Here is a 7,002-nt window from a genome sequence, read left to right on the forward strand (position 1 = left end):
GCCCGCAGCCCGGCCGGGGGACGGTCAGCGGGTGGCGAGGAGCACGATCAGGAGCACCGCACCGGCCGCGGCGGGCGCGATGATCTCGTACGACCAGTGCACGCTCACGCTTCCCTGGGCGCCGGTCCGCGAGGCGCCGCGCTCGGCCAGTTCCCGCAGCTCGTCCACCACCCGGTCCGCGCCGGCCCGCCGCGGCCCGGCCGGCTCGGCGGCCGGCGCCCCGGGCGCGGCCAGCCCCCGGCCGGTGAGCCCGCCGCGGCGGCTGATCTGCTTGCGGCTCGCCTTCTTGCGTTCGCGCAGCGACACGGGGACGGCCCAGAGCTGGTACTTCGACCCCTCGGCGAGGACCTCCGCCGAGTACCCGGCGCGCACCGCGTCCACGGCTGCCCAGGGCAGCTCGATCACGCGGAACGGGTTCCGTACGCGCATCCGGTCGTCATTGGCGAAGACGGCCGGGCGGACCGTGAACGCCACGGTCAGCGGCAGCGCGAACAGCGCGACGGCGAGCGCGATCCACGGGGTGCTCCCCGAGCCGCGCACCACGGCGTCCCCGCAGAGCCACACGATCAGCGCGAGCAGCAGTACTCCGGTGACGACGGCCATGGAGGAGCGGTAGACCCGGTCGTCGTAGACGGGCTCATCGGTGGGCTGCTGGCTGCTCATGCGGTCGATTCTGCCCCACGTCGTCCCGGTGGACGGGACCGGCGTACGAGAGGGTGCCGTCGGCCGGCGCGGTCCGTGGTCGGCGCCGCGGCTGGGGTGCGGCCCCGGGCCCGCGGATCCGCGTACAGCGAGGGCGGTGGCCCCGGCCCAAGCGGCCGGAGTACCAGCGGCCCGGCGCGCGGACGGCCCAGCATGCGGAGGTGTCGATTCCGCAGCGGAATCCCAGGAGGGGGGTGACAGGTCGCTACGCGCGTAGATATGCTCATGTGGTGACCATGCCCACCACCCTCACCGCATTCGCTGACGTGACGACGTCCGACAGTGCGCTGCGCCGCTTCCTGCACGGGCTGCCCGGCGTCGACGCCGTCGGCCTGGAAGCCCGCGCGGCCTCCCTCGGCACCCGCTCGATCAAGACGACGGCCAAGGCGTACGCCATCGACCTTGCCATCTCGATGATCGACCTGACGACGCTGGAAGGCGCGGACACCCCGGGCAAGGTCCGGGCGCTCTCCGCCAAGGCCGTCCACCCCGATCCGACCGACCGCACGTCGCCGATGACGGCCGCCGTGTGCGTGTACCCCGACATGGTGGCCACCGCCAAGGCGGCCCTGAACGGCGCCGACGTCAAGGTGGCCTCCGTCGCCACCGCGTTCCCCGCCGGCCGCGCCGCCCTGCCCGTCAAGCTCGCGGACACGGCGGACGCCGTCGCCGCCGGCGCCGACGAGATCGACATGGTCATCGACCGTGGCGCCTTCCTCGCCGGCCGCTACCTCGACACGTACGAGCTGATCAAGGCCGTCAAGGAGGCCTGCGTCCGCCCCGACGGCACCGCGGCCCGCCTCAAGGTCATCTTCGAGACCGGCGAGCTGTCGACCTACGACAACATCCGCCGCGCCTCGTGGATCGGCATGCTCGCGGGCGCCGACTTCATCAAGACGTCGACCGGCAAGGTGGGGGTCAACGCCACCCCGGCCAACACCCTGCTCATGCTCGAAGCCGTACGCGACTTCCGCGCGCAGACTGGAATCCAGATCGGCGTGAAGCCGGCCGGCGGCATCCGCACCACCAAGGACGCCATCAAGTTCCTGGTCCTGGTCAACGAGACCGTGGGCGAGGACTGGCTGAGCAACCACTGGTTCCGCTTCGGCGCCTCCAGCCTGCTCAACGACCTGCTGATGCAGCGCCAGAAGCTGAGCACCGGCCGTTACTCCGGTCCCGACTACGTGACGGTGGACTGATCACCATGGCATCTGTATTCGAATACGCACCGGCTCCCGAGTCCCGCTCGGTCGTCGACATCGCCCCCTCCTACGGGCTCTTCATCGACGGCGAGTTCACCGACGCCGCCGACGGCAAGGTCTTCAAGACCGTCAGCCCCAGCAGCGAAGAGGTCCTCGCCGAGGTCGCCCGGGCGGGCGCCGCCGACGTCGACCGCGCCGTGAAGGCCGCCCGCAAGGCCTTCGAGAAGTGGTCCGCGCTGCCCGGTTCCGAGCGCGCCAAGTACCTCTTCCGCATCGCCCGGATCATCCAGGAGCGCAGCCGCGAGCTGGCCGTCCTGGAGACCCTGGACAACGGCAAGCCGATCAAGGAGACCCGCGACGCGGACCTCCCGCTAGTCGCCGCGCACTTCTTCTACTACGCGGGCTGGGCCGACAAGCTCGACCACGCCGGGTACGGGGCCGGCCCCCGCCCGCTCGGCGTCGCCGGCCAGGTCATCCCGTGGAACTTCCCGCTGCTGATGCTCGCGTGGAAGATCGCCCCGGCGCTCGCCACCGGCAACACCGTCGTCCTGAAGCCGGCCGAGACCACGCCGCTCTCCGCGCTCTTCTTCGCGGACATCTGCCGTCAGGCCGGCCTGCCCAAGGGCGTCGTCAACATCCTCACCGGTTACGGGGACGCGGGCGCGGCCCTCGTCGGGCACCCGGGCGTCGACAAGGTCGCCTTCACCGGATCGACGGCGGTGGGCAAGCAGATCGCCCGTACCGTCGCCGGTACCGACAAGAAGGTCACCCTGGAACTGGGCGGCAAGGGCGCCAACATCGTCTTCGACGACGCCCCCATCGATCAGGCCGTCGAAGGCATCGTCACCGGCATCTTCTTCAACCAGGGCCAGGTCTGCTGCGCCGGCTCGCGCCTCCTCGTCCAGGAGTCCATCCACGACGAGCTGCTCGATTCCCTCAAGCGCCGCCTGTCCACGCTGCGCCTGGGCGACCCGCTCGACAAGAACACCGACATCGGCGCGATCAACTCCGCCGAGCAGCTCGCCCGGATCACGGCGCTCGCCGAGACCGGCGAGGCCGAGGGCGCCGAGCGCTGGTCCCCGGCCTGCGAGCTGCCGTCCGCGGGCTACTGGTTCGCCCCGACGCTCTTCACGAACGTCACCCAGGCGCACACCGTCGCCCGTGACGAGATCTTCGGCCCGGTCCTGTCCGTGCTGACCTTCCGTACGCCCGACGAGGCCGTCGCCAAGGCCAACAACACCCAGTACGGCCTCTCCGCCGGCATCTGGACGGAGAAGGGCTCGCGCATCCTCGCGGTGGCGAACAAGCTCCGTGCGGGTGTGGTCTGGGCCAACACGTTCAACAAGTTCGACCCGACCTCGCCCTTCGGCGGCTACAAGGAGTCGGGCTTCGGCCGCGAGGGCGGCCGCCACGGCCTGGAGGCGTACCTCGATGTCTGACAAGTCCGAACAGCAGCGTCTCAGCGTCTTCAAGACGTACAAGCTGTACATCGGCGGGAAGTTCCCACGATCCGAGAGCGGCCGGGTGTACGAGGTGACGGCGAAAACATCAGACGCTGGCGCGGCGGGCAAGGGCAAGTGGCTGGCCAACGCCCCGCTGTCCTCCCGCAAGGACGCGCGTGACGCGGTCGTCGCCGCCCGCAAGGCCTTCGGCGGCTGGTCCGGCGCGACCGCGTACAACCGCGGCCAGATCCTCTACCGCATCGCCGAGATGCTGGAGGGCCGCAGGGACCAGTTCGTCCGCGAGGTCGGCGAGGCCGAGGGCCTGTCCAAGTCCAAGGCGGCGGCGGTCGTGGACGCGGCCATCGACCGCTGGGTCTGGTACGCGGGCTGGACCGACAAGATCGGCCAGATCGTGGGCGGAGCCAACCCGGTCGCGGGCCCGTTCTTCAACCTCTCCACCCCCGAACCCACCGGTGTGGTCACGGTCGTCGCCCCGCAGGCGTCGTCCTTCCTCGGCCTGATCTCCGTGGTCGCCCCGGTGATCGCGACGGGCAACACCGCCGTCGTCATCGCGAGCGAGAAGGCCCCGCTGCCGGCCCTCTCCCTGGGCGAGGTGCTCGCCACCTCCGACCTCCCCGGCGGCGTGGTCAACATCCTGTCCGGCAAGGCCGCCGAGATGGGCCCGCACCTGGCGTCCCACCAGGACGTCAACGCGATCGACCTGGCCGGAGCCGACGCGGCCCTGGCCAAGGAGCTGGAGATCGCCGCGGCCGACAACCTCAAGCGCGTGCTGCGTCCCCAGCCTGTGGACGACTGGCTCGCGGACCCGGGCACGTCGCGCATGACGGCGTTCCTGGAGACCAAGACGGTCTGGCACCCGACGGGTTCGCTGGGCGCGGGCGGCTCCTCGTACTAGAGGATCCCCACGGAACCGGCCCCGGCAGCGTCCCCCGCGCTGCCGGGGCCTTTCCGTACCCGCCCCGGTCCGGTACCGCTCCCGCCTACTTCGCGCCGCCGGGGAGCAACGGGCCCAGGAGCGAGGACGCCGTGGCGGTGGGCAGCTCGCCGATCGAGGAGCCGCGGGTCAGGCTGCCGGTGACCATGCCCGTGCCGAGCGAGGGGAAGTCCGCGACCTTGGTGGCGACGCCGTTGTCCAGCGGGTCCACGCCGGTGTTGGCCAGCGGGTTCACCTTGAGGTTCGCGAGGGGATCGGTGACCCCGGACAGGGCCGCCGGGACCGAGAGTTCGCCGGCCTGCGCGCCGCCGGCGGCCATGGCCAGGGCCGCACCGGCCATCGAGACGCTCAGGCCTGCGGCGCGGAGCCGGTTCGGCTTGGAGGGGGCTGCGTGACGTGCCATGAGGATCCCGCCTGTGGTCGTAGTCGCGTGCGCACGCAGCGTAGTTGACATGTGATCCTGGATACCAACCAGCCATCCGGAGGATCGCCTGCGCGGGGTAACGGAGGTCCTTTCTCGGCGGTGAAGCGTTGGGTCACTCGTTCGTGGAGATCCTTGGGCAACCAGCGCAAGGGGGATGAATCCCGGCGCTATGTTCGCGTCATGACGGCACCAGCCGAAGCCGATGAAACCGGGTACGCCCGGTTCACCTTCCGGCTGCGCGTGTCAGGCGCTGCGTTATCGGCTTTGCTGACTGAGTGGGATCGGTGTCGCTGGGTGTGGAACCAGTGCGTTGCCGAGTCCCGGGCGGCGCACCAGGCCGGGGAGAAGTGTGGGCCAGCGCGGCTGGACAGGATGCTGACCGGCTGGCGTGGCAAGCAGGAGTGGCTGCGCGCCGGACGCAGCGTGCCCCAGCAGCAGATCATCCGGGACTTCGCCAAGTCCCGTGCCAAGGCGTTGAAGGACATCAAAGCGCGGTTGCCGATGCGGCAGCGGGCGGGGATGCCGAGGTTCAAGAAGAAGGATTCGGCTGATCCCACGCTGAACTACACACGTCGTAATTTCCGGGTGAAGGACGGCCGTTTGTACCTGGCCGGCGGTATATCGCTGACGGTGGTGTGGTCGCGTGAGCTGCCCGCGGACCCGTCGAGCGTACGTGTCTACCGCGACAGTCTCGGCCACTGGTACGCCTCCTTCGTCGTCCCTGCCGAGAGCCGCCCGCTTCCCGCGACCGGGGCAGTGGTCGGTATCGACTGGGGTGTGAAGGAGACCGCGACCACGACCAGCGACGCCCACGATCTCCCGCACGCCGAGCACGGGAGGAAGGCAGCCGGGAAGCTGGCCGGTTATCAGCGGATGATGGCCCGTCGGAAACCCCAAAAGGGGCAGGCTGCCTCGAAGGGCTACCGCACGGCGAAGCGGCAGGCCGCGAAGGCCCACAAGAGGATCGCCCGGCAGCGCCAGGACACCGCCCGCAAGTGGGCCAAGCGCGTCGTGACAGCATTCGACCAGCTCGCTGTGGAGGACTTCCGGCCGAAGTTCCTCGCCCAGTCCACCATGGCCCGCAAGGCCGCCGACGCGGCGATTTCCACCACCAAGCATGAGCTGATCAACATAGCTCGCAAGTACCAGCGCACGGTGCATCTGGTGCACCCGGCGCACACCACCATGGACTGCGGACGCTGCGGAGCGAGAGCCAAGCACGCACTGCCGCTGTCGGAACGTACCTACACATGCACCGCGTGCGGAGCCGTCTCACCCAGAGACAAGAACTCCGCTCGCGTGATGCTCGTCCGGGCTGGTCTCAACCCGGCTGGCGTTGATCGTGGAAGACCTGACGGACTGCCGGTCCGTCAGGCTGCGTGAGCCAGGAATCCCCCTTTGTCTTTCTGAGGGGGAGGATGTCAAACTGGTGTCCCGTGAGCTGTTCCTCTCCTTCTCCGACCCGCGTCGTGCTGCTGACCGGTCCGTCGGGCTCCGGAAAATCCTCGCTGGCCGCCCGCTCCGGGCTCCCCGTGCTGCGCCTCGACGACTTCTACAAGGAGGGTGACGACCCCACCCTCCCGCTGGTCGCCGGCAGCTCCGACATCGACTGGGACTCACCACGGTCCTGGGACGCGCGGGCGGCGGTCGCCGCGATCGCCGAACTGTGCGCGGCCGGGCGGACGGAGGTGCCGGTGTACGACATCTCCACGTCCTCGCGGACCGGCACCGAGACCCTGGACATCTCACGGGGCCCGCGGACGCCGCTGTTCATCGCGGAGGGGATCTTCGCCGCCGACATCGCGGCGCGCTGCCAGGAGCTGGGACTGCTGGCCGACGCGATATGCCTGCGGGGCCGGCCCTCGACGACCTTCCGCCGACGGCTGGCGCGGGACCTGCGGGAGGGCCGCAAGTCCGTGCCGTTCCTGCTGCGCAGGGGCTGGCGGCTGATGCGGGCGGAGCGGGGGATCGTGGCCCGGCACACCGCGCTGGGCGCCCACGCGTGCGGCCGTGACGAGGCCCTGGGCCGCCTGGCCGCCGCCGCGGCGGGCCGCCACCGCACCGCCGCCGCCCCGGCGTAGCCACCCGGGTCCGCCCGCGGTTCCGCCGCCGCCCCGGGGCAGCCGCCCGCCTCGGCCTCCGCACCCGTTCGAGGCTTCGGCGCCGCCGCCGCATGCGAAAAGCCCGACCTCGACGGCGCCCTCGACTGCGACCTGGGCCTGTGTCCTCTGACCAACACCATGCCCGTACTGCGCCACGGCCTGCACCGGCAGCCCG

7 protein-coding genes and 1 pseudogene are annotated in these 7,002 nt (G+C 70.8%); 6 read left to right on the forward strand and 2 right to left on the reverse strand.

What is annotated here, in order from left to right; translation table 11 throughout:
• Positions 1-24 precede the first annotated feature (24 nt).
• Positions 25-663, reverse strand: coding sequence for a PH domain-containing protein (locus tag ABZX75_RS13865; RefSeq protein WP_355410355.1), 639 nt, complete (start codon positions 661-663; stop codon positions 25-27).
• A gap of 275 nt (positions 664-938) precedes the next feature.
• Between ABZX75_RS13865 and deoC the strand changes: the two genes are divergently transcribed.
• From deoC to ABZX75_RS13880, 3 genes are read left to right on the forward strand one after another with little or no spacing between them, the layout of a single operon-like run.
• Positions 939-1,901, forward strand: a complete 963-nt coding sequence (gene deoC, locus ABZX75_RS13870; RefSeq protein ID WP_355410381.1) for a deoxyribose-phosphate aldolase — start codon at positions 939-941, stop codon at positions 1,899-1,901.
• A 5-nt stretch (positions 1,902-1,906) separates the two neighbouring features.
• Complete coding sequence (locus tag ABZX75_RS13875; RefSeq protein WP_355410356.1) at positions 1,907-3,343, forward strand: aldehyde dehydrogenase family protein; 1,437 nt, start codon at positions 1,907-1,909, stop codon at positions 3,341-3,343.
• Positions 3,336-4,262: an aldehyde dehydrogenase family protein gene (locus tag ABZX75_RS13880; protein WP_355410357.1), complete on the forward strand. Its 927-nt coding sequence runs from the start codon at positions 3,336-3,338 to the stop codon at positions 4,260-4,262. Before ABZX75_RS13875 ends, ABZX75_RS13880 begins: the two co-directional genes overlap by 8 nt.
• Positions 4,263-4,347: 85 nt before the next feature.
• Here ABZX75_RS13880 and ABZX75_RS13885 read toward each other — a convergent pair whose 3' ends face one another.
• The gene (locus ABZX75_RS13885; RefSeq protein ID WP_355410358.1) at positions 4,348-4,704 is read right to left on the reverse strand and encodes a hypothetical protein; all 357 of its coding nucleotides are present in this window, start codon (positions 4,702-4,704) and stop codon (positions 4,348-4,350) included.
• 201 nt (positions 4,705-4,905) lie between these two features.
• Here ABZX75_RS13885 and ABZX75_RS13890 point away from each other — a divergent pair, with 201 nt between their 5' ends.
• From ABZX75_RS13890 to ABZX75_RS13900, 3 genes and pseudogenes are all read left to right on the forward strand, one after another.
• The gene (locus ABZX75_RS13890) at positions 4,906-6,108 is read left to right on the forward strand and encodes a transposase (protein WP_355410359.1); all 1,203 of its coding nucleotides are present in this window, start codon (positions 4,906-4,908) and stop codon (positions 6,106-6,108) included.
• 35 nt (positions 6,109-6,143) lie between these two features.
• Complete coding sequence (locus tag ABZX75_RS13895; RefSeq protein WP_355410360.1) at positions 6,144-6,806, forward strand: uridine kinase; 663 nt, start codon at positions 6,144-6,146, stop codon at positions 6,804-6,806.
• A gap of 138 nt (positions 6,807-6,944) precedes the next feature.
• A pseudogene (locus ABZX75_RS13900) lies at positions 6,945-7,002 on the forward strand (hypothetical protein); the annotation flags it as partial.

The sequence above is a fragment of the Streptomyces sp. NPDC003038 genome (assembly GCF_040611115.1).
In the GTDB taxonomy this organism is placed as follows: Bacteria; Actinomycetota; Actinomycetes; order Streptomycetales; family Streptomycetaceae; genus Streptomyces.